The following is a 20,025-nucleotide window of genomic DNA, read 5'->3' on the forward strand; positions in this document are numbered from 1 at the left end:
CCGCGATCAACGCCCTGGGCGAGAGGCATGGAGGATCTTGAACCGGGTGTCCCCGGCGATTTCCTCGGAATTGCGGAAGCGTTCGGCAAGGCGGGTCTCGTAGGGCAGGTGCCGGTTAGCCACCAGCCAAAGCTGCCCCGAAGGTTTCAGCATACGCGCCGCCGCATCGATGAAGGCCTGACCAAGCGAGGGTTCGGCCTTGCGGCGGTTGGTGTGGAACGGCGGGTTCATCACCACGGCGTCCAGCAGCGCCGGAGGCGTCCAGCTCAGCGCGTCGGCCCAGTGGAACTGCGCCCGCGGGTCGGTGACATTGCGCCGTGCGCAGTCGAGCGCCACCAGATCGGCCTCGACCAGATGCAGCGTGCCGATCTTCTCGCGGGTCAGAAGGCCATTGGCCAGACCGCCCCACCCCGCGCCAAGATCGGCGACATTGGTGCCCAGCTTCTGCGGCAGCGCCGCCAGCAGCGCCTCGCTCGCCGGATCGGGGCCGTCTGCGGAAAACACGCCCGGCGCGGTCCATTGACCGCCGGACAGCTGCGCCGGGCCGCGTGCCCAGTCGGCAAACGCGTCCGTGGCCGCGAACCAGAAGGTCTTGCCATGCGCCTTGGACACATGACCGGCAAGCTCGGTGCGCTTGCGCGCGGCCTTCAGCGCGGTGTCGATGCCGTCGATCTTCTGTCCGTCGACAATCACCAGCCCGTCCTTGACGGCGGCGCAGGCCTCGGCGATCCAGCCCTCGGCCCGGTCGCGGGCGCGCGGCAAGAACACGATGGCGGCGGCAAAGGTGCCTTCGGGCGCGGTGGCAACATCCCAGCCACGGCGCTCCCATGCGGCGAAATCGGGGGCGGACCGCTGCACCACAGTGCAACGCTCACGCGGCAGCGCCGAGGCATCGAAATCACCGGGGGCGCCCAGCAGCAGGATGCGCCCATCGGAGGGCAGGTCGAGACCTCCCTCGAGCGCGAAACTCAATCGGGTATCAGACATGGTCGAGCCGCCGCGAGGGGCGGATCACTCCTTTTCCATGGTGCATTGCAGCGGATGCTGGTGGCGCCGGGCGAAATCCATCACCTGCCCCACCTTGGTTTCCGCGATCTCGTGGCTGAACACGCCAACGACGGCGACGCCCTTCTTGTGGACGGTCAGCATCACTTCGAAGGCCTGCGCGTGAGTCATGCCAAAGAACCGTTCGAGCACATGCACGACGAATTCCATCGGCGTGTAGTCGTCGTTCAGCAGCAGAACCTTGTACAGCGGCGGGCGCTTGGTTTTCGGCTTGGTCTCAAGCACGACGTCAGCGCCGCCCTCACCATCGCGGGGGTCGGTCGGGTCTGTCATGCGGGTTTTATGGGCCGTGACGGATTGTATCATCTCAAGGACGCTTTTGCTTTGCGTGTGCTTTGCGGTTCCGGCTTTGAAGGGACTATATAATTCCAAGCAGCCCCGGAGGAAAGGCCCGCGGCCCCAAGAGGCGTCATTATGGACAGGAAACTGCAAACAATCGCGTTCGATGCCGACGATACGCTCTGGCACAACGAGCGTTTCTTCAATTCCACGCAGGAGCGATTCGCCGATCTGCTCGCCGACCACGCCGCGCGCGACCATCTCGACGCGCGGCTGCTGGAGGCCGAAAAGCGCAACCTCGGGCACTACGGGTTCGGCGTGAAGGGCTTCGTCCTGTCGATGATCGAAACCGCGGTCGAGGTCACCGACGGGCAGGTTCCCGGCACGGTCATCGGCCAGATCCTCGAGGCCGGACGCGACATGCTGGCGCATCCCATCGAACTACTGCCACATGCGCGCGAGGCGGTCGAAGCCCTGGCGCCCGATCATCACCTCGTGCTGATCACCAAAGGCGATCTGCTGCATCAGGAGCGCAAGCTGGCGCAATCCGGGCTGGGCGAGCATTTCGACCGGGTCGAGATCGTCTCGGACAAGCAGCCGCAGACCTACGCGCGCATCTTTGCCACCTGCCCCGGCGGTGCAGAGGGCGCGATGATGGTCGGCAACTCGCTGAAGTCCGACGTGAACCCAGCCATCCGCGCGGGCAGCTGGGGCGTCTTCGTGCCGCAGGATCTGGCGTGGAGCCTTGAGCATGACGAGCGTCTTGAGCACCCACGTTTTCGGGAGATTCCCCATCTCGGTGCCCTTGCGGAACTTGTCGCGGCGCTTGGTTAATTGCGATTGCACATTTTCGCCATAATCGCCTCCCTAGCGGGTAACTCCTTGGCAGAGCGCAATATATGGGAAATCACATTCAGGAAAATTGCGAAAAATCAAGGCACTACAGACTTTATTTTTTAGGCACCCCGTGCTAGCGTTTTTCCAAACTAGAACAGTTGGCCACCGGAAAACCGGGGCGAGAGGCAGAAGAGGCGAGAACAGTGACGGGACGGCGCATGCAGCGACCGGGCCGAGCAGGCCTGTATATTTTCACACTCATCTGGCTCACCTTGGTGGCCCCGCTGGGCGCTTGGGCTGCTCCCTACGCAGCGCTGGTGATGGATGCGAGATCAGGCGAGGTGCTCTTTTCAGAGAACGCCGAAACCCGGCTCCACCCCGCCTCTCTGACCAAGATGATGACGCTCTACATCGCCTTCGAGGCGGTCGAGCACGGCGAGATCAGCCTCGACACTCTGGTCACCATCTCGCGCAACGCGGCGGCAGAGCCGCCCTCGAAGCTGGGGCTGCGCTCGGGGCAGAAGATCAAGCTTCGCTACCTGATCCGCGCCGCCGCCGTGAAATCCGCCAATGATGCCGCCACCGCCATCGGCGAGGCCATCGAAGGGTCGGAATCCGCCTTCATCCGCCGCATGAACCGCACGGCCAAGGCGCTGGGGATGACCCGCACCAGCTACAAGAACGCCCACGGCCTCACCTCCGACGGTCACCTGTCGACCGCCCACGACATGGCGATCATGGGCCGGCACATCCTCTACGATTATCCCGAATACTATAACCTCTTCTCGCGCCACACCACCAATGCCGGCATGCGCGAAGTGGCCAACACCAACCGCCGCTTCCTCGCCGCCTACAAAGGCGCCGATGGCATCAAGACCGGCTACACCCGCGCCGCAGGGTTCAACCTTGTCGCCTCGGCAGAGCGCGGGCGCGAGCGGATCATCTCGGTGGTCTTCGGCGGCACCTCCACCGCCGCGCGCAACGCCAAAAGCGCCGAGTTGCTGAACCTCGGCTTCAAGCGCGCCAAGACCAACGTCGCGCTGCGCCGCCCGGCCAAGCCGGCCTACATGGGCCGCGTTGGCAACCAGACGATGGTCGCCGATGCCAACCCCAACGATTCCGGCCTGCGCGGGAAGTCGATCCGCGTCGCCGCAGCTGCCGTGCCCAAAAGCCTGCGTCCGAAGCTGCGCCCGGGTGTGCGCGGCACCGACGTCGCGCCGCTGGTGGCCGGGGTCGAGGCAGACATCAACAGCGTTCTTGAATCGGTTCAGGTCGCCAAGGTCGAACCGCCGGTGGCCGTCGCCCCCGAAACCATCGACGTGGCAAAAGTTGACGAGCCTGACATCGAGGCCGCCGCCGTGGAAGAAGCCATCGCCATGGCCGAGGGTGACACCGGCGTCGCGCCCGACGCCTCGATCAAGCCGATGCGCCGCCCGCAGCAGATGCTTCTGGCCAGCGCCTCGGAGCCGGTCAGCATTGAGACCGCCGCCATCGCCGAGCCGGACACCCAAGAGGTTGTGACCCGCGTCTCGACCTCGGGCGGGCGTCACTGGGGCATCAACGTCGGCCGTTATCCCAGCCGCTACGCCGCCGAGAAGATCCTGCTGAAGACGGCGCTGATGGAAACCTCCACACTCGACGGCTCGCTGCGCAAGGTGGTCGATCGCTCCAGCGGGTTTGACGCCAACTTCATGGGGCTGACGCGCGAGACCGCCGATCTCGCCTGCCGCCGGCTGCAGGCCCGGCAGGTCACCTGCTTCATGATCGGGCCGAGCTGACCCGCCGACCCGAGGACGAACAATAGAAACCCCGGGCGTTCACCCGGGGTTTCTTTTTGCGGGGTTCTTTTTGCCCGTAGCACGGCGACAAAGTCCCCTCCCCCAAAAACGATGGCCTTAAAAAACGACAAACCCCCGAAAGGCAGAGCCCCGGGGGTCGTCAATTTCTTCCGTGTCGGAAGGTCAGCTGGCTGACCTCACGAGCAAGATCTCAAAGGCGAACCTTAGAGGAGACCTTCGCGCTGAGCCTTCTTGCGCGCCAGCTTGCGGGCACGGCGGATGGCTTCGGCTTTCTCGCGAGCTTTCTTCTCGGACGGTTTCTCGAAATGCTGCCGGAGCTTCATTTCGCGGAAAACGCCTTCGCGCTGCAGCTTCTTCTTCAGGGCGCGGAGCGCCTGATCGACGTTGTTGTCGCGAACACTAACCTGCATGTGGTTTTCACCACCTTTCTAAGTTTGAGTTGCAAGGAAATTGCAGGAAGCCGGTCTATAGCAAGCCTTGCCAATCTTGTCTAGACTCCTACCCATTGAGTCAAAGGAGAGGCCCCATGAGTGAAGATATTGCCGGGCGCCTGCTTGATGCGGCGCTGAATCATGTCGCCTTCGACGGCTGGTCCGAGACGACCTTCCGCGCGGCGGTAAGCGATGCCGGGGTCGACCCGGTGGTGGCCCGCGGGCTCTACCCGCGCGGCGCGGTGGACATGGCGATCGCCTTCCACCGGCGCGGCGACGAGGCTATGTCCCAGAGGCTCAAGGATATTGACCAGTCCGAGATGCGTTTCCGCGACCGCGTGGCGCTTGCCGTGCGCACGCGGATCGAGGCCGTGGACGACCGCGAGGCGGTGCGCCGCGGCACCACGCTCTTTGCCCTGCCGATGTATGCCGCCGATGGCGCCAAGCTGATCTGGGGCACCTCAGATCGCATCTGGACGGAACTGGGCGACACCGACCGCGATTTCAACTGGTACACGAAACGTGCCACGCTCAGCGCGGTCTACTCGTCGACGGTGCTTTACTGGCTGGGCGATGATTCGCTCGACAATCACGCCACCTGGGAATTCCTCGACCGCCGGATCGAGGACGTGATGCGGTTCGAAAAGACCAAGGCGAAGGTCCGCTCGACGCCCGTGCTCGGCAAGGTCTTTGCCAACTCCGAAAAGATGCTCGGCAAGGTCCGCTCGCCCCGCAACATCCGACACGGCCTGCCCGGTGGCTGGACCGCGCCGCGCTAAGCGCCCTTCGCCACCACCGGACGACAGCAAGACAGGACAAGACATGACCGAGACAATGCGCGCCGTGGAGATCTCGCAGCCCGGCGGCCCCGAGGTGCTGCGCCTGACAGAGCGCCCCGTCCCCTCCCCTACCCATGGGCAGGTGGTGATCCGCGTGGCCTATGCCGGGGTCAATCGCCCCGACGCGCTGCAACGCGCGGGCAACTACGCGCCGCCGCCCGGAGCCTCGGACCTGCCCGGCCTCGAATGTTCCGGCGAGGTGGTGGCCACCGGCCCCGGCGTCAGCTGGCCCGCCATGGGCGATGAGGTCTGCGCCCTGCTGCCCGGCGGCGGTTATGCCGAATATGTCGCCACGCCCGCCGCGCATTGCCTGCCCGTGCCGGCTGGCATGGGTCTGCGCGAGGCCGCCTGCCTGCCCGAGACCTTCTTCACCGTCTGGAGCAACGTCTTCCAGCGCGGCGCTCTGCAGGCGGGCGAGCGGTTCCTCGTGCACGGCGGCTCGTCCGGCATCGGCACCACGGCGATCCAGCTTGCCAGCGCCTTTGGCGCGCGGGTCTTCGCCACCGCCGGCTCGGCCGACAAATGCGCCGCCTGCGAAAAGCTCGGGGCCGAGCGGGCGATCAATTACCGCGAAGAGGATTTCGTCGAGGTGCTGCGCGCCGAAGGCGGCGCCAATCTGATCCTCGACATGGTCGGCGGCGAGTACATCAAGCGCGACGTCAAGGCGCTGGCCGACGAGGGGCGACTGGTGCAGATCGCCTTTTTGCAGGGTCCCAAGGCCGATCTGAACTTCGCGCAGGTGATGATGCGGCGGCTGACGATCACCGGCTCCACCCTCCGCCCGCAGAGCGATCTGGCCAAGGCGCGAATCGCGGACGCACTGCGCACCCATGTCTGGCCGCTGCTGGAGGCGGGCCGCGTCGCGCCGGTGATGGATTCCGATTTCCCGCTCGCGCAGGCCTCGGATGCCCATGCCCGCATGGAAGGCTCGACCCACATCGGCAAGATCGTCCTCAAGGTCGCCTGATCCAAGTGCTACATAAGCCGGGCGTGTCAGTGCTTCGCCCGGCCCCCGCTCACGCCACCGCCCGGCGGTAGAAGTGCCAGCTGGCGTGGCCCAGCAGCGGCAGCACAACCATCAGCCCCAGCAGCAGTGGCAGCGAGCCCAGCACCAGCAGAACGGCGATCACCGCCCCCCAGCTGAGCACCACTTTCGGGTTCTTCTGCAGCACATGCACAGAGGTCATCACCGCCACCGGCGCACCGACGTGCCGGTGCAGCAGCAGCTGGAACGAGACCACCGAGACCGCCAGCGCCACCAGCGCAAAGACAAAGCCCACGCCGCAGCCCAGCACGATCATCCACCAACCGCCTGCGGTGTTGAACACGTCTGACAGGAAGGCCCCGAGGCTGTCCCGCCCGGCCGGCCCCATGGTCGCCAGATGGATGAAATGCGCCACCAGCATCCACGCGCAAAACAGCGCGATCAGGTAAAGCCCCATCACCAGCATCGCACCGAAGGCAGGCGAGCGCAGCACCGCGAAGGCATCGCGCCACGTCGCCTCCTGCCCCATTTCGCGCTTGCGGCTCATCTCGTAGAGCCCCACCGCGGCCATTGGCCCGATCAGCGCGAAGCCCGCCGCCATGGGAAACATCAGCGGCAGCAGCGCCTGATGAAACGCCATGCCGATCAGCAGCAGCCCCATCACGGGATAGATCAGCACGATGAACAGCACGTCGCTGCGGCAGGCCTTGAAGTCCTCCCACCCGGCGCGCAGCGAGTCCGAAATGTCTGACATCGCCATGGTCCGCACCCGGCGCGGCGTATGCGCATGATCCGTGCCCAACTCCCGCGTCGAGGCGGACAAATGCGAGCCCGCCGCCGACAACTGCTGCGCCGCCCAGCTTAGCGGGTTTCCGATCGTATGAGGTGTATGTGCCATGAGCCTCCTCCCTTGGCGTCGCGCAGAGCGCCAATCACGGGTCCGGCCATGGCACGCGCCGAGGGCCGGACGGATCGGCCGCGCGTGTGTAGGCCCAGAGTAGCACGAAACACCCGCACCGCGCATCACGAGCCTGCGACGCCCGGGCAGCACCGCGCGCCGCCCCTTGCACCTGCCCCGTCCGCGTCGCAGGGTCTGCGCCAAACGCATCAAGGAGGAGACCCCCCGATGACCGCAACAGCCCGCACCGTCATCATCGAGGAAAACGGCGGCCCCGAAGCCCTGAAACTGGCCGACTGGCCGGTGGGCGAGCCCGGCCCCGGCGAAATTCTGATCCGCCACAAGGCCTGCGGCCTCAACTTCATCGACTGCTACCAGCGTTCCGGCCTCTACCCGCTGGACCTGCCGCATGCGCTCGGCATGGAGGCCTCGGGCGTGATTGAGGCGGTGGGCGAGGGTGTCACCCATCTCGCCCCCGGCGACCGCGCCGCCTATGCCGCCACACCGCCCGGCGCCTATACCGAGGCGCGGGTGATGTCGGCGGCACAGGTGTGCAAGCTGCCCGACGAGATCTCCTTTGAAGAAGGCGCAGCGATGATGCTGAAGGGGCTGACCGTGCAGTATCTCTTCCACCGCACCACGCCGCTGAAGAAGGGCGACACGGTGCTCTTTCACGCCGCTGCCGGGGGCGTGGGCCTGATCGCCTGCCAATGGGCGAAATCCGAGGGCATCCGGCTGATCGGCACCGCCGGCTCGGACGCCAAATGCCAGCTGGCGCTGGACCATGGTGCCGACGCCTGCATCAACTACACCACCGAGGATTTCACCGCCCGCACACGCGAACTGACCGACGGCAAGGGCGTCGACGTGGTGATGGACTCGATCGGCGCCTCGACCTTCATGGGCTCGCTGGACTGCCTGAAGCCGCTCGGGATGATGATCTCCTTCGGCAACGCCTCCGGCCCGGTCGAGGCGTTCAATCTCGGCGTTCTGGCGCAGAAAGGCTCGCTGAAGGTCACGCGCCCCACGCTGTTCGCGCATATCGCCGACCCCGCCGCCTGTCAGGAGATGGCGGCGATGCTGATGGGCAAGGTCGCCTCGGGCGATGTAAAGATCCGCATCGACCAGCGCTTCCCGCTCGAGGATGTCGCCGAAGCGCACCGTGCCCTCGAAGCGCGCAAAACCACCGGCCAGACGATCTTGACGCTGGAATAAGGGCGCGAGCCGGACCCCCTCCGACAACAAAAACGGCGCGGGACCCCCCGCGCCGTTTTCATGTCAGGCGGAGCCGCAGCCCCGTGCCTTTAGCCTTGATCAGGCGATCTCGACCAGTTCGATGGCGAAGGTCAGGTCCTTGCCCGCGAGCGGGTGGTTGGCGTCGAGCGTGACCTCGGTCTCGGTCACTTCGGCCACGGTCACCTGCACCACTTGGCCGGTCGGCGTCTGCACCTGCAGCGGCGTGCCGAGGTCGAGCGGGATGTCGTCGGGGATCTCGGTGCGCGGCACGGTCTGGCGTGCTTCCGGCTGCATCGGGCCGTAGGCTTCTTCCGAGGTGACCTCGACGGTCTTTTTCTCACCGACGCTCATGCCGGGCATCGCTTTGTCGAGGCCGGGGATGATCTGGCCCGAGCCCACTTCGAATTCCAGCGGGTCACGGCCAGCGCTGGAATCAAAGGTGGTGCCATCGTTCAGGGTGCCGGTGTAATGGATACGCACGGTGTCGCCGGTCTTGACCTGCGTCATGGGGTGTCTCCGATCTTTTTGGGAAAGTTCTATGGATGGGACGAGGCCGCCTGTCGCGGCGGGTGCTCGTTTGCTCTCCCCCCTAACCTAAGCATCCTGTCCCGGGATTGCAAAGAGGATGTCCGAAACGGCGTCTCGCCCTAGTTTTCAGGGCTGCGCGCGCCGCGCCCCCTGCCGCGCGCGGTTTCCCGGAAAGCAAGGCGCCGTCATCGATTTTCGGGGTTTCCGGACTCTCCCCCGGCATGCCACCCTGCCCCGGATTTACCAAAGGAGCGCGCGACACATGGCCCCGGCAAGTATCAGCACCTGCGTCTTTGATGCCTACGGCACGCTCTTCGACGTGGCCGGTGCCGCCCGGCGCGCCGCCGAGGCACCGGGGCAGGATCGTCTCGCCGCGATCTGGCCGGCGCTGTCTGCCGACTGGCGCCGCAAACAACTGGAGTATAGCTGGCTGCGCGCCATCACTGGCGATCACTGCAGTTTCTGGCAGGTAACGCAGGACGGGCTCGACTGGGCGCTGGCCCGCCACGACCTCAGCGATCCCGACCTGCGCGAAACCCTGCTCGGCCTCTACTGGCAACTGCCCGCCTACCCCGAGGTGCCGCGCCTTCTGGCCGACCTGAAGGCACAGGGCCAACGCTGCGCCATCCTCTCGAACGGCAGCCCCGACATGCTGGAGGGTGCCGTCTCCAGCGCTGGTGTCGCCGAAGACCTCGACGCCGTGCTCTCGGTCGAAGAAGTGGGCATCTTCAAACCCGCCCGCCCGGTCTACGACCTCGTCGGCCAGCACTTCGACACCGATCCGGCGCAGGTACTTTTCGTCTCCTCCAATGGCTGGGACGCCGCGGGCGCCGCCGCCTACGGGTTCACCACCGTTTGGGTGAACCGCGCCGGGGAGCCGATGGATTGCCTTCCCGGACGCCCGCAGCACGTCCTGTCCGATCTCACCTCACTCCCGGAGCTTTTGTGATGCCCGAATTCACCACCTCCGACGGCCTGAAAGTCCACTACACCGACGAGGGCCACGGCCTGCCGCTGCTGTGCCTTGCAGGGCTGACCCGCGACGGTCGCGACTTCGATTATCTCGCGCCGCATATCGACCCGGCCAAGGTGCGGATGATCCGCATGGACTACCGCGGCCGCGGCCAGTCCGACTGGACCGATCACGCCACCTACACGATCCCCGTCGAGGGGCGCGATGCCATAGAGCTTCTGGATCACCTCGGGCTGAAGCAGGCAGCGATCCTCGGCACCTCGCGCGGCGGGCTGATCGCCATGGTGCTGGCCGCGACCGCGAAGGACCGGCTGCTGGGGGTGGCGCTCAACGACATCGGGCCCGAGATCGGAGGCGAGGGCCTCGCGGTCATCAAGGATTACATCGGCCGCAACCCGGCTTGGAAAACCTACGACGAGGCGGCGGCGCAGATGGCGCAGGGCATGACCGCCTTCAAGGACGTGCCGCCCGGGCGCTGGATGGAAGAAGTGCGCAAGTTCTACCGCGAAACCCCGGAGGGCCTGCAGATCCAATACGATCCGCGCCTGCGCGACGCGGTGCTCGAAGCGGGGGCGCAGCCGGTGGCCGATCTGTGGCCGCTGTTCGAGGCGCTCAAGGGGCTGCCGCTCTGCGCGCTGCGCGGCGATGGCTCGACACTGCTGACCGCCGAAACCTTCGCCGAAATGAAGCGCCGCCGCCCCGACATGATCGCCGCCGAGATCCCCGGCCGCGGCCATGTGCCTTTTCTGGACGAGCCGGAGTCGCTCAGCGCGCTGACGCGCTGGCTGAAGATGCTGAGCTGAGGCTCAGTTCAGGTTGAACACCCGGCTGGGGTGCAGCTCGCCAGCCTTGAAGATGCCCACGGCCACCGGTTTGCCCTGAAACGAGGCCCATGCCTCGTCGCCGTACTCGGCCTCGCCGGGGATCACCATGCCGGGGTTCCCATTGCGCAGCCGTGCCGCGCCCTCGGGCGTGCAGCGCAACTCGGGCAGATCGGCCAGCCCCACCTCGGTCGGCAGCAGCTTGGCGTCCAGTTCGGGCGTCTTGGCCAGCGCGTCGATCTCCTCGACCGAAATGCCGTCCTTGGCCTCGAACGGGCCGGACCATTCGCGGCGCAGCCAAAGCACGTGGCCGAAGCACCCCAGCGCCTCTCCCAGATCGCGCGCGATCGAGCGCACGTAGCCGCCCTTGCCGCAGACCATTTCCAGTTCGACGTGGTCTTCGTCGGGGCGCGACAGCATGATCAGCGACTCCACCCAAAGCGGACGCGCCGAAAGCTCCATCTCCTCGCCGTCGCGGGCACGCTTGTAGGCGCGCTGGCCGTCCACCTTCACCGCCGAGAACTGCGGCGGCACCTGCTGGATGTCGCCGACGAACTGGTGCAGCGCTTCCTTGATCTGATCGTCCGAGGGGCGCTCGGCGCTCTCGCGCAGGATCTCCCCCTCGGCGTCATCGGTGTTGGTCGCCTGCCCCAGCCGCACGGTAAAGCGGTAGGCCTTCATCGCGTCGGTGATGTAGGGCACCGTCTTCGTCGCCTCACCCAGCGCCACGGCCAGCACACCGGTCGCATCGGGATCGAGCGTGCCTGCGTGCCCGGCCTTCTTCGCCGCCAGCGCCCAGCGCACCTTGTTGACCACCGAGGTGGACGTCATACCGGCCGGTTTGTCGACGATCAGCCAGCCGGAAATGTCCCGACCCTTCTTGCGTGCCATGTCTGCCCCTGAGTGATGCTGCGTGCTTCTGAGGCGCGCCTGCTAGCAGGGCGCAGCCATCGCTGTCAATCTGGCGCAGGCTCCCAAGGCGCGCGCGTATGTATGGTTTGTGCATGCAATGTGCATGCGCTGTGCCCCCTCTCAAACCCGTTCTCTTTCCTCCCCGCGCGCCCTTCGCTAGGGTCGCCGCGACCACCGGAAAGGGCACTCGAATGCAGATCGCAGACCTCAGCGACATCCGCCTGAACTACCGCATCGACGGCCCCGAAGGCGGCGCGCCGCTGGTGCTGGCGAACGCCCTCGGCACCGATCTGCGGCTCTGGGAGCCACTGTTGCCGCATCTGCCCGAGGGGCTGCGGATCCTGCGCTACGACATGCGCGGCCACGGCCTCTCGGACTGCCCGGAACCCCCTTATTCGATGGGGTCATTGGTTCGCGACGCCGAGCGGCTGATGGAGCTAACCAACTTCAAAGACGCTGTTTTTCTTGGCCTTTCCCTGGGCGGAATGATCGCGCAGGGCATCGCCGCGAAACGCCATGACCTCGTGCGCGCGGCGGTCCTGTCGAACACCGCCGCCAAGATCGGCACCCGGCAGATATGGCAGGCGCGCATCGCCGAGGTCGAGCGCAACGGCGTGGGCGCCGTGGCAGACGCCGTACTCGAACGCTGGTTCACCCGCCGCTTCCGCACCACCCCCGAATTCCATCACTGGCGCGACATGCTCAGCGCCACGCCCACCAAAGGCTACACCGGCTGCGCCGCCGCCATCGCCGGCACCGATTTCATCACCCCCACCTCCGGTCTCCGCCTCCCGGTGCTGGGCATCGCCGCGTCGGAAGACGGCTCCACACCAGCCGATCTCGTGCGCGAAACCACCGACCTGATCCCCGGCTCGCAGTTCGCGCTAATCCGCAGGGCCGGGCATCTTCCGTTTGTCGAAAAACCCGCTGACTACGCGAAGGTTCTCGGCGATTTTCTGAGGTCCCAAGGCCATATTGGAGGGCAAGGCTGATGGCGAATTTCCTGCTGATCCACGGCGCGTCGCATGGCGCATGGTGCTGGCGCGACGTGATCCCGGCACTGGCCGAACGCGGCCATCAGGCGCGCGCCATCGACCTTCCCGGCCATGGTGAGGACGCAACCCCGCGCCAAGAGGTGAGCCTGCAAAGCTACGTCGAGGCCATCCTCTCGGCCCTGCATGACACGGGCAAGCCCAGCATCGTCGTGGCCCACTCCATGTCCGGCGTCCCGGCAACGCAAGCGGCCGATCTGCACCCCGAGCTTTTCGCCCGGCTGGTTTATCTCTGCGCCTTCCTGCCCGGCGACGGCGATAGTGTTACCAGCCTCAGCCGCGCATGGCCCGAGCAACCGCTTGCTCCGGCGATCCGCCGCGACGAAGGCGGCGTGACTTTCCACTTCGATCCCGCGCAGATCGGAGAAACGTTCTACCACGACTGTCCCGACGCGCTGGTGGCCCGCGCCGCGCGGCATCTGACGCCGCAGCCCACCGCGACGCAAAAGCAACCGGTCGCGCTGACAGGCCGCGCCGAGGGCGTGCCGCGCAGTTACATCGTCTGCGCGCAAGACCTTGCCGTGCCACCCGATCATCAGCGTTCCATGGCGTCGGTCTTGCCAAGAGAGGATGTCTACGACATGAGCAGCGCGCATTCGCCCTTCATGTCCGACCCAGAGGGGCTCGCCGCCCTTCTCGACCGTATCGCCCGGAGCTGACCCATGTCTGCCACGCCCTTCGACAGCACCCATCTGCACCGCCTCTTTCCCAGCGGAGATTTGGCCAAACTCTTCTCCGACAGCGCTGAGGTAAGGGCGCTGATGATCGTCGCCGGTACGCTGGCGAAGGTACAGGGCGAGGCAGGCCTGATCCCCGAGACCGCCGCGAAGGCCATCCACCGCGCGGCGCTGGAACTCCAGATCGATCCCGGCGGGCTGGCGCGGGATACCGCCGCCGCTGGCAACGTGGTGCCGCCGCTTCTCGAGGCCTTCGCGGCGCTGATGCAGGCACCGGACTATGCGCAATATCTGGGCCGGGGCGCGCGCGCCAACGATCTGCAGGACTGCGCTCTGGCGCTGCGTCTGCGGCAGGTCCTGACGCAGTTGGAAGCCGGGCTGGCGAATATTGCCGGCACCGATGCCCTAAGGGCCGACCTGCCCGCTCTGCGCGATGCGCTGCTGTCTGTCAGCTACGCGGGAGACGACGCCGACACCCTGCGCCCAGCACTCGCCGCCGCTCTCAACCTTGGCGAGAATGGCTGGGGGCACGACCGCCTCGCTCTGCGCAGCCTTGCGGATTGGAGCGCGCGCGTGGTCGCCTTCTTGGGGGACCAGAATCCACTGAACGCAGCACTGGCTGTGCATGCGGGCGCACTTTCGGCGGCTCTGAACAAAGACATTGAGAACGAACGACCAGCACAGGAGCAGCGGTATCTCGAGCAACTGATGCTGCCGCAGTTGCTGCTGAGCTGCGCTGCCGCAATACACCGCGCCCGCGCATCTGCCGAAAACACCAGCACCATGCCACCTGCAGGAGAGTAAGGCGACTATGAGGCTTGCGAGAAAAGGTTAATTCGCGCTAACAGATAGGCACCCGCCAGACGGTTTTCCCGCCCAGCCAGGTACCCCGGCCCGCCGCGCTCTCGTTTTCTGCGGCGGTCGCCCTATATTCTGATTGCTATCTTGAAGAGGCCTATACAGGTGACGGAAGTAACGCTCAGCCCCCCGCCCGAGGAAATGGCAGAAAACGCGCGCAACGCGGCGTCTTTCCTCAAGACGCTGGCCCACGAAGGCCGGCTGATGATCCTGTGCCATCTCGGCTCGGGTGAGCGGTCTGTGGGCGAACTGGAAAGCCTGCTGGAGATGCGGCAGGCCGCCGTCAGCCAGATGCTCGCGCGTCTGCGCGAAGAAGGCCTTGTGAACACCCGCCGCGAGGGCAAGACGATCTACTACAGCCTCGCCACCGAAGACACTGCGCGGGTGATTGGCCTGCTTTACGAAATCTTCTGCGCCAAGAGCGAGTGCTGAGCAAAAGGCCGCCGTGGCCCTCTCGCTGCGCGATCAGGCCTCGGGCTGCTCCTCCTGCCACTCCCAAGGCCGCGTATAGCTTCCAAGACATCTCGTAACGTCCGCCTCGGTCGCGCCGTTGCGCTGAAGCTGCGCGACCAGCCCCCGACGGCGATCATCCACCACCGATGCCACCCGCGCGGGCAAGCCAGCCCGTTCGAGCGCTGCATCATAGACGCGGGTGATCGCCTGCTTGCGCAGGTCGGGCTTGAAGACCTTCCCGACACCCGTCTTCGGCAATTCTGGCAAGATTTCTAGATACTTCGGCCACGCGGCCCGCTCGTGGATATGCACGCGGGCATGCGCCAGAAGCTCTTCGTCGGAGACCTCGGCACCGGCGACCAGTTCCACATAGGCACAGGGCAATTCCCCGGCGTGATCGTTCGGCTCGCCGATCGCAGCGGCCACCGCCACCGCCGGGTGCCGCATAAGCGCGTCTTCGATCTCGGCGGGATCGATGTTGTGTCCGCCGCGAATGATGATGTCCTTGGCGCGTCCGGTGATCCAAAGATAGCCTTCCTCATCAAGCCGCCCAAGGTCGCCCGTGCGCAGGTATACGCCCTCGTGGTAAAGACCGGCGTTGCGCTCGGCATCAGTGTAGGTGCCGCCCGCGATGACCCCCGGATTGGACACGCAGATCTCGCCGATCTCGTTCACCGGGCATTCGCGCGGGCCCGCGTCGGTCTGCTCTACGATCTTGACCTTGGTGTAGGGCAGCGGAAACCCCACGGAGCCGACCTTCTTCACCCCTTCAGGCGGGTTCACCGACACGAGGCAGGTCGCCTCAGTCAATCCGTAGCCTTCGCAGATGGTAACCCCGGCGGCGCTTTCGAAGCGCTTGAAAAGCTCGGCGGGCATCGGAGCAGAGCCCGAGAACGCATATTTCACCGTCGAGATATCTGCGTCGACCTTGCGCTGCATCAGCGCCGAGACGGCGGTGGGCACCGTGATGATGAAGGTGATCTTCCAGCGCGCGCACAGCTTCCAGAAATTGTCGAACACCCCCTCGCCGCGGTAGCCTGCGGGCGTAGGCAACACGATATGCGCACCCGAGGCGATCGCCGACATGACCACAACTTCCGAAGCGAAGACATGGAACAGCGGCAGCGGGCACATCACGTTGTCCGTCTCGCGGAACAGCAGGCGCGAGCCGAGCCAGCCGTTGTAGAGCATCCCCGAAAGCTTGTGCTGCGCCACTTTGGGCATGCCCGTAGTGCCCCCGGTATGGAAATAGGCGCAGACCCTGTCGCCCGCGAGGGGCGTGAAGCTGAGCTCGACCGGCTGGCGCCGCAACTCCTCGTGGAAACAGCGAATGTCGGCGTGGTGGATATTGCGCAGCTTCGGACGCAAAAACGGCACCAACCAGCGCTTCGGCGCGGTCAGGTAGCGGTTGAGATCCACTTCGAGCACCGTCACCACCCGCGGCGCGTGACGGCAGGCTTCGGCCAGCTTCTGCGCGATGTCGGTCTTGGGGAAGGATTTGAGCGTCACCACCACCCGCGCCCCGGTCTCGCGCAGGATTGCGGCGATCTGCTCTGGCTCGAGCAGCGGGTTGATCGGCGCGGCGATACCGGCGGTGGCGCCGCCCAGCAGCGTCACCAGAGCCTCGGTGCAATTGGGCAGCACCATGGCCACGACGTCGGTCTCGCGGATGCCAAGACTGCGAAACAGGTTGGCCGCCTGATTGCTGCGCTCCAGAAGATCGGACCACGTCAGCGTCTCGGCCGGATCGGTCACCCCCGATTGCAGTTGAAAGCTCATCGCAGGGTGATCGGGGTAGCGGGCAGCGGTCTGCGCGAGACAGGCGTGCAGCGTTTCCGGCAACGCCCTCTCGGACCATGGTTTCTCAGCCTCGATCGCAGCGCGATCTGCCGGCGTCACGAATTGCATCGCTGCACTCCTCCTCCCCTCGTCGTGCCGGCGCGCTGCGCCGAAGCACCATTTCCACGTGTGGAAGTCCTCCAGACCTCCCGCAACGGCTGCGCCCTATCATGGCTCTCGCTGGCGGCAAAGCGCGCAGTGACGCCGCGGCAGACTTACTCTGCGGCAACGCCATCGGTGAACTGAAGCCGCGCCAGCCGCGCATAAAGCCCGCCTTCGGCCACAAGCGCATCATGCGCGCCTTGTGCGACGATGCGGCCTTGGTCCATGACGACGATCCGGTCGGCCTTCTTCACCGTAGCCAGACGGTGCGCGACGATGATCGTGGTGCGCCCCTCGGCCAGCGTATCGACCGCCTGCTGCACCGCGCGCTCGCTCTCGGCGTCCAGCGCCGATGTCGCCTCGTCCAGCAGCAGCACCGGCGCGTCGCGCAGGATGGCCCGCGCGATGGCCACGCGCTGCTTCTGCCCGCCCGACAGCATCACGCCGCGCTCGCCCAGCCATGTGTCATAGCCGTCGGGCAGCCCGGTCAGGAAATCATGCGCGGCGGCAGCCCGCGCGGCGGCCTCGACCTCCGCATCGGTGGCACCGGGTCGACCAAAACGGATGTTGTCGCGCGCCGAGGCGGCGAAAATCACCGGGTCTTGCGGCACCAGCGCGATATGCTGCCGGAAGGCATTGCGGCTCATCGCATCCACCGGAACACCGTCAAGCAGCACACGTCCGCCATCGGGATCGTAGAACCGCTGGATCAGTTGCACGATGGTGGTCTTGCCCGCGCCCGAGGGACCGACTAGCGCCACCGTTTCCCCCGGCTTGATCGCCAGATCGACGGCGTCCAGCGCCTTGATCCCCGGCCGCGCCGGATAGGTGAAATCCACATGGTCAAAGGTGATCTCGCCGCGCACGGTCGAAGGCACCGGCAGCGGCTGCGCCGGGTCGTTCACCGTGTCCTCGGACTGCAAAAGTTCCACCAGCCGCTCGGTCGCCCCCGCGGCGCGCTGCAGCTCACCAAAGATCTCCGACAGCGCCGCAACCGCCCCGGCCACCATCACCGAGTAGATGACGAACTGGACCAGTGCCCCCGCGCTCATCTGCCCGGCCCGCACGTCGATGGCACCCGCCCAAAGCACCCCGACAACGCCGGTGAACACCAGAAAGATCACGATCGCCGTCATCAGTGAGCGGGTCCAGACGCGGCGGCGGGCGGCATCAAAGCTCTTTTCGGTGACATCAGAAAAAGCTTCGCGGCTGATCGCCTCGTGGGTGTAGCTCTGCACCGTTTGCACCGCCGCAAGCGCCTCGGCGGCATTGCCGGAGGACGCGGCGATCCAGTCCTGGTTCTCGCGGCTCAGCTTGCGCAGACGGCGGCCCAGCGTGAGGATCGGCACGATCACCACGGGCACGATCAGCAGCACCATCCCTGTCAGCTTGGCCGAGGTGAACAGCATCAAGGTCAGCCCACCAACGAACAGCAAAAGGTTGCGCAGCGCGATCGAAACCGAAGAGCCGATCACCGACAGGATCAGCGTGGTGTCGGTGGTGATCCGGCTGAGCACCTCGCCGGTCATGATCTTTTCGTAAAAGGCGGGCGAGAGGCTGATCACCCGGGCGAACACCGCCTTGCGGATGTCGGCAACCACGCGCTCTCCCAGCCGCGTCACCAGCCCGTAGCGCAGGGCCGTGCCAAGCGCCAGAAGCGCGGCGATGCCGAGCGCGGCCATAAAATAGCGATCCAGCAGCGCGCCATCTTCGACACCGAAGTTGTCGACGACGCGGCGCACGGCCATCGGTAGGGTCAACGACACGGTCGCGGTGGCGATCAGCGCGAGGATCGCCGCAATCATCAGCCCCCGATACGGCCGCATGAACGGCCAGAGCGCGGCCAGAGAGCCGAGTTTTCGGGATTTCTCGCGATCGTCCTGCACGGTGGCAGCCGGGTTTCCGTGGGCCATGGCCCCTCCTTTGTCTGCAGCACGGTATTGGGCCTGCAGGCGCCCCCCGTCAAGCAACGCGCGCGCCGCAAGCGCACCACGAAAGCCGAAACTCGGGCCGATACATTCTGTTTTCGGGGAGGGAATGGAGCGGGCGGCGGGAATCGAACCCGCGTCATTAGCTTGGAAGGCTAAGGTCTTACCACTACACAACGCCCGCGTAGTGGGCGGAGGGATATTGCAACCGACCCGCCCGGTCAACCGCCTCCGCGCGGCTTTTGCAGGATGCCGCCACGTTTTCTGGTGATCCGCGCCCGGCTCCCCCGCGTATCACCAGCAAACAATGCAAAAGGACCCCACATGCAAACGCTCACCCTCTACGCCGTGACCGCGGCGGTGTTCCTCGGGCTCGATATGCTCGGGCTGCGCTACCTGATCCGCCCGGTGTTCGAGCGCCATGTGGGCCACCTCCTGGCAGAACCGCTGCGGTTGGGACCGGCAGCAGGCTTCTACCTCGCCTATGTGGTGGGGGTTCTGTTCTTCGTCTCGCTGCCGGCGCTGCGCGAGGGGGCCCCTGTGCAGGCGCTGTGGACCGGCGCGCTGCTTGGCCTCATGTGCTATGGCACCTACGAGATGACAAACTTCGCCACGCTCGCCGACTGGAGCTGGGAACAGGTGATCGCTGACTGCCTCTGGGGCGGCGTGCTGACCGGCTTCTCCGCTTGGGTTGGAGTTGCCGTCGTGTCAGCTCTCTTCGGGAAATGAACTGAAGCCCTCTCGGCGGGGGGACTTGCCGAGAGGGCTTCAGCCCGCGAGGCGTTCCGTGAGTCGTAGCGCCAGCGGATAGGGCAGGACACGCAAAAACTTCAGCACATAGGTAAATCGCTTCGGGAAATGAATCTCGAAGCCACGCCCTGCCATGCCTTTCGCGATATCGCGCGCGGCCTCGTCCGGCTCGATCATCGCGGGCATCTTGAAATCGTTCTTGTCAGTCAGGCGGGTGCGCACGAAGCCGGGGCAGACCAGCCGCACATCGATCTTGGGTGCCAGTTCAATCTTCAGCGTCTCCGCAAGATTGATGATCGCCGCCTTCGTCGCCGAATAGGCCTGCCCCTTCGGCAGCCCAATGTAGCCAGCGACCGAGCCGAAGAGCACCAGTTGCCCGCCTTCCTTCAGCACCTTAGGCGCACTCTGCGCCACCAGCAGCGTGCCGGTCACGTTCACCTGCACCAGCTTCGCCGTTGTCTCGCGGTCAAGATCGACCACCCGCGCCGGATCGTAGAGCGCCGCGGTGCAGACCATCGCATCGAGGCTCTGACCAAGATGCGCCACAGCGGCATCCAGCGTTTCCGGCTCGGCAAGATCAAGCGGCAAAACCTCGGCCTCGCCGCAGTCCGCCGCCAGTTCGCGCAGAGCATCCTCGTCGCGGGCCGAGAGCACCAGCTGCGCCCCCTGCTCCGCCAGTTCGCGCGCCAGCGCCGCTCCGATGCCAGAGCTGGCACCGATGATCCAGATGCGTTTGCCGTGATGTGGGCTCATGCGTTCACCT

21 protein-coding genes and 1 tRNA gene are annotated in these 20,025 nt (G+C 65.9%); 12 read left to right on the plus strand and 10 right to left on the minus strand.

Annotated features, from left to right (window positions below):
- Positions 1–6 precede the first annotated feature (6 nt).
- Both ACXAJT_RS24660 and clpS read right to left on the minus strand, forming a co-directional pair.
- A complete protein-coding gene (locus ACXAJT_RS24660) occupies positions 7–987 on the minus strand; it encodes a class I SAM-dependent methyltransferase (protein WP_475240626.1) in 981 nt (326 codons plus the stop codon).
- Between the two features lie 24 nt (positions 988–1,011).
- Positions 1,012–1,338 (minus strand): ATP-dependent Clp protease adapter ClpS, encoded by a 327-nt coding sequence (gene clpS, locus ACXAJT_RS24665; RefSeq protein WP_475240628.1) that lies wholly within the window; start codon positions 1,336–1,338, stop codon positions 1,012–1,014.
- 141 nt (positions 1,339–1,479) lie between these two features.
- On the opposite strand from clpS, the gene ACXAJT_RS24670 reads away from it, so the two are divergent.
- Complete coding sequence (locus ACXAJT_RS24670) at positions 1,480–2,178, plus strand: HAD family hydrolase (protein WP_475240631.1); 699 nt, start codon at positions 1,480–1,482, stop codon at positions 2,176–2,178.
- A gap of 221 nt (positions 2,179–2,399) precedes the next feature.
- Positions 2,400–3,959: a D-alanyl-D-alanine carboxypeptidase family protein gene (locus ACXAJT_RS24675; RefSeq protein ID WP_475240634.1), complete on the plus strand. Its 1,560-nt coding sequence runs from the start codon at positions 2,400–2,402 to the stop codon at positions 3,957–3,959.
- Positions 3,960–4,183: 224 nt separating this feature from the next.
- Here ACXAJT_RS24675 and rpsU read toward each other — a convergent pair whose 3' ends face one another.
- Entirely contained in the window at positions 4,184–4,390 is a 207-nt protein-coding gene (gene rpsU, locus ACXAJT_RS24680) for a 30S ribosomal protein S21 (RefSeq protein ID WP_007818122.1), read from the minus strand.
- Between the two features lie 116 nt (positions 4,391–4,506).
- Here rpsU and ACXAJT_RS24685 point away from each other — a divergent pair, with 116 nt between their 5' ends.
- Positions 4,507–5,190 carry a COQ9 family protein gene (locus tag ACXAJT_RS24685; protein WP_475240638.1) on the plus strand — a complete coding sequence of 228 codons (684 nt, stop codon included), beginning with the start codon at positions 4,507–4,509 and terminating at the stop codon, positions 5,188–5,190.
- A gap of 43 nt (positions 5,191–5,233) precedes the next feature.
- Positions 5,234–6,217 carry an NAD(P)H-quinone oxidoreductase gene (locus ACXAJT_RS24690; RefSeq protein WP_475240642.1) on the plus strand — a complete coding sequence of 328 codons (984 nt, stop codon included), beginning with the start codon at positions 5,234–5,236 and terminating at the stop codon, positions 6,215–6,217.
- Between the two features lie 49 nt (positions 6,218–6,266).
- On the opposite strand, the gene ACXAJT_RS24695 is transcribed toward ACXAJT_RS24690, so the two are convergent.
- Positions 6,267–7,133, minus strand: a complete 867-nt coding sequence (locus ACXAJT_RS24695) for a DUF2189 domain-containing protein (protein ID WP_475240648.1) — start codon at positions 7,131–7,133, stop codon at positions 6,267–6,269.
- A 228-nt stretch (positions 7,134–7,361) separates the two neighbouring features.
- Here ACXAJT_RS24695 and ACXAJT_RS24700 point away from each other — a divergent pair, with 228 nt between their 5' ends.
- A complete protein-coding gene (locus ACXAJT_RS24700) occupies positions 7,362–8,348 on the plus strand; it encodes a quinone oxidoreductase family protein (protein WP_475240652.1) in 987 nt (328 codons plus the stop codon).
- A 99-nt stretch (positions 8,349–8,447) separates the two neighbouring features.
- On the opposite strand, the gene ACXAJT_RS24705 is transcribed toward ACXAJT_RS24700, so the two are convergent.
- Positions 8,448–8,876: an FKBP-type peptidyl-prolyl cis-trans isomerase gene (locus ACXAJT_RS24705; protein WP_475240654.1), complete on the minus strand. Its 429-nt coding sequence runs from the start codon at positions 8,874–8,876 to the stop codon at positions 8,448–8,450.
- Positions 8,877–9,159: 283 nt separating this feature from the next.
- Between ACXAJT_RS24705 and ACXAJT_RS24710 the strand changes: the two genes are divergently transcribed.
- Together ACXAJT_RS24710 and ACXAJT_RS24715 are read left to right on the plus strand one after the other, a co-directional pair.
- Positions 9,160–9,846 carry a haloacid dehalogenase type II gene (locus ACXAJT_RS24710; RefSeq protein WP_475240658.1) on the plus strand — a complete coding sequence of 229 codons (687 nt, stop codon included), beginning with the start codon at positions 9,160–9,162 and terminating at the stop codon, positions 9,844–9,846.
- Complete coding sequence (locus ACXAJT_RS24715) at positions 9,846–10,673, plus strand: alpha/beta fold hydrolase (RefSeq protein WP_475240664.1); 828 nt, start codon at positions 9,846–9,848, stop codon at positions 10,671–10,673. Before ACXAJT_RS24710 ends, ACXAJT_RS24715 begins: the two co-directional genes overlap by 1 nt.
- A gap of 3 nt (positions 10,674–10,676) precedes the next feature.
- On the opposite strand, the gene truB is transcribed toward ACXAJT_RS24715, so the two are convergent.
- Positions 10,677–11,582, minus strand: a complete 906-nt coding sequence (gene truB / locus ACXAJT_RS24720; protein ID WP_475240668.1) for a tRNA pseudouridine(55) synthase TruB — start codon at positions 11,580–11,582, stop codon at positions 10,677–10,679.
- Positions 11,583–11,794: 212 nt separating this feature from the next.
- Here truB and pcaD point away from each other — a divergent pair, with 212 nt between their 5' ends.
- From pcaD to ACXAJT_RS24740, 4 genes are all read left to right on the plus strand, one after another.
- Complete coding sequence (pcaD, locus tag ACXAJT_RS24725; RefSeq protein WP_475240672.1) at positions 11,795–12,595, plus strand: 3-oxoadipate enol-lactonase; 801 nt, start codon at positions 11,795–11,797, stop codon at positions 12,593–12,595.
- Positions 12,595–13,314, plus strand: coding sequence for an alpha/beta fold hydrolase (locus ACXAJT_RS24730; protein ID WP_475240675.1), 720 nt, complete (start codon positions 12,595–12,597; stop codon positions 13,312–13,314). The genes pcaD and ACXAJT_RS24730 overlap by 1 nt, the downstream gene beginning before the upstream one ends.
- A 3-nt stretch (positions 13,315–13,317) precedes the next feature.
- The gene (locus ACXAJT_RS24735) at positions 13,318–14,136 is read left to right on the plus strand and encodes a hypothetical protein (RefSeq protein ID WP_475240680.1); all 819 of its coding nucleotides are present in this window, start codon (positions 13,318–13,320) and stop codon (positions 14,134–14,136) included.
- 195 nt (positions 14,137–14,331) lie between these two features.
- A complete protein-coding gene (locus tag ACXAJT_RS24740) occupies positions 14,332–14,622 on the plus strand; it encodes a metalloregulator ArsR/SmtB family transcription factor (RefSeq protein WP_475240800.1) in 291 nt (96 codons plus the stop codon).
- Between the two features lie 33 nt (positions 14,623–14,655).
- Here the strand turns inward: ACXAJT_RS24740 and ACXAJT_RS24745 are convergent, their stop codons facing one another.
- The 3 genes from ACXAJT_RS24745 to ACXAJT_RS24755 form a co-directional block, all read right to left on the minus strand.
- Positions 14,656–16,551, minus strand: a complete 1,896-nt coding sequence (locus ACXAJT_RS24745) for an acyl-CoA synthetase (RefSeq protein ID WP_475240684.1) — start codon at positions 16,549–16,551, stop codon at positions 14,656–14,658.
- A 146-nt stretch (positions 16,552–16,697) separates the two neighbouring features.
- On the minus strand, positions 16,698–18,497 hold the full coding sequence (locus ACXAJT_RS24750; protein WP_475240687.1) for an ABC transporter transmembrane domain-containing protein: 1,800 nt from the start codon (positions 18,495–18,497) through the stop codon (positions 16,698–16,700).
- Between the two features lie 125 nt (positions 18,498–18,622).
- A tRNA-Gly gene (locus ACXAJT_RS24755) sits at positions 18,623–18,696 on the minus strand.
- 140 nt (positions 18,697–18,836) lie between these two features.
- Here ACXAJT_RS24755 and ACXAJT_RS24760 point away from each other — a divergent pair.
- Positions 18,837–19,241 (plus strand): DUF2177 family protein, encoded by a 405-nt coding sequence (locus ACXAJT_RS24760; protein WP_475240689.1) that lies wholly within the window; start codon positions 18,837–18,839, stop codon positions 19,239–19,241.
- 39 nt (positions 19,242–19,280) lie between these two features.
- On the opposite strand, the gene ACXAJT_RS24765 is transcribed toward ACXAJT_RS24760, so the two are convergent.
- Positions 19,281–20,015: an SDR family NAD(P)-dependent oxidoreductase gene (locus ACXAJT_RS24765; RefSeq protein WP_475240691.1), complete on the minus strand. Its 735-nt coding sequence runs from the start codon at positions 20,013–20,015 to the stop codon at positions 19,281–19,283.
- Positions 20,016–20,025: the final 10 nt, after the last annotated feature.

The organism is Salipiger sp. ABF4_146, assembly GCF_056161345.1.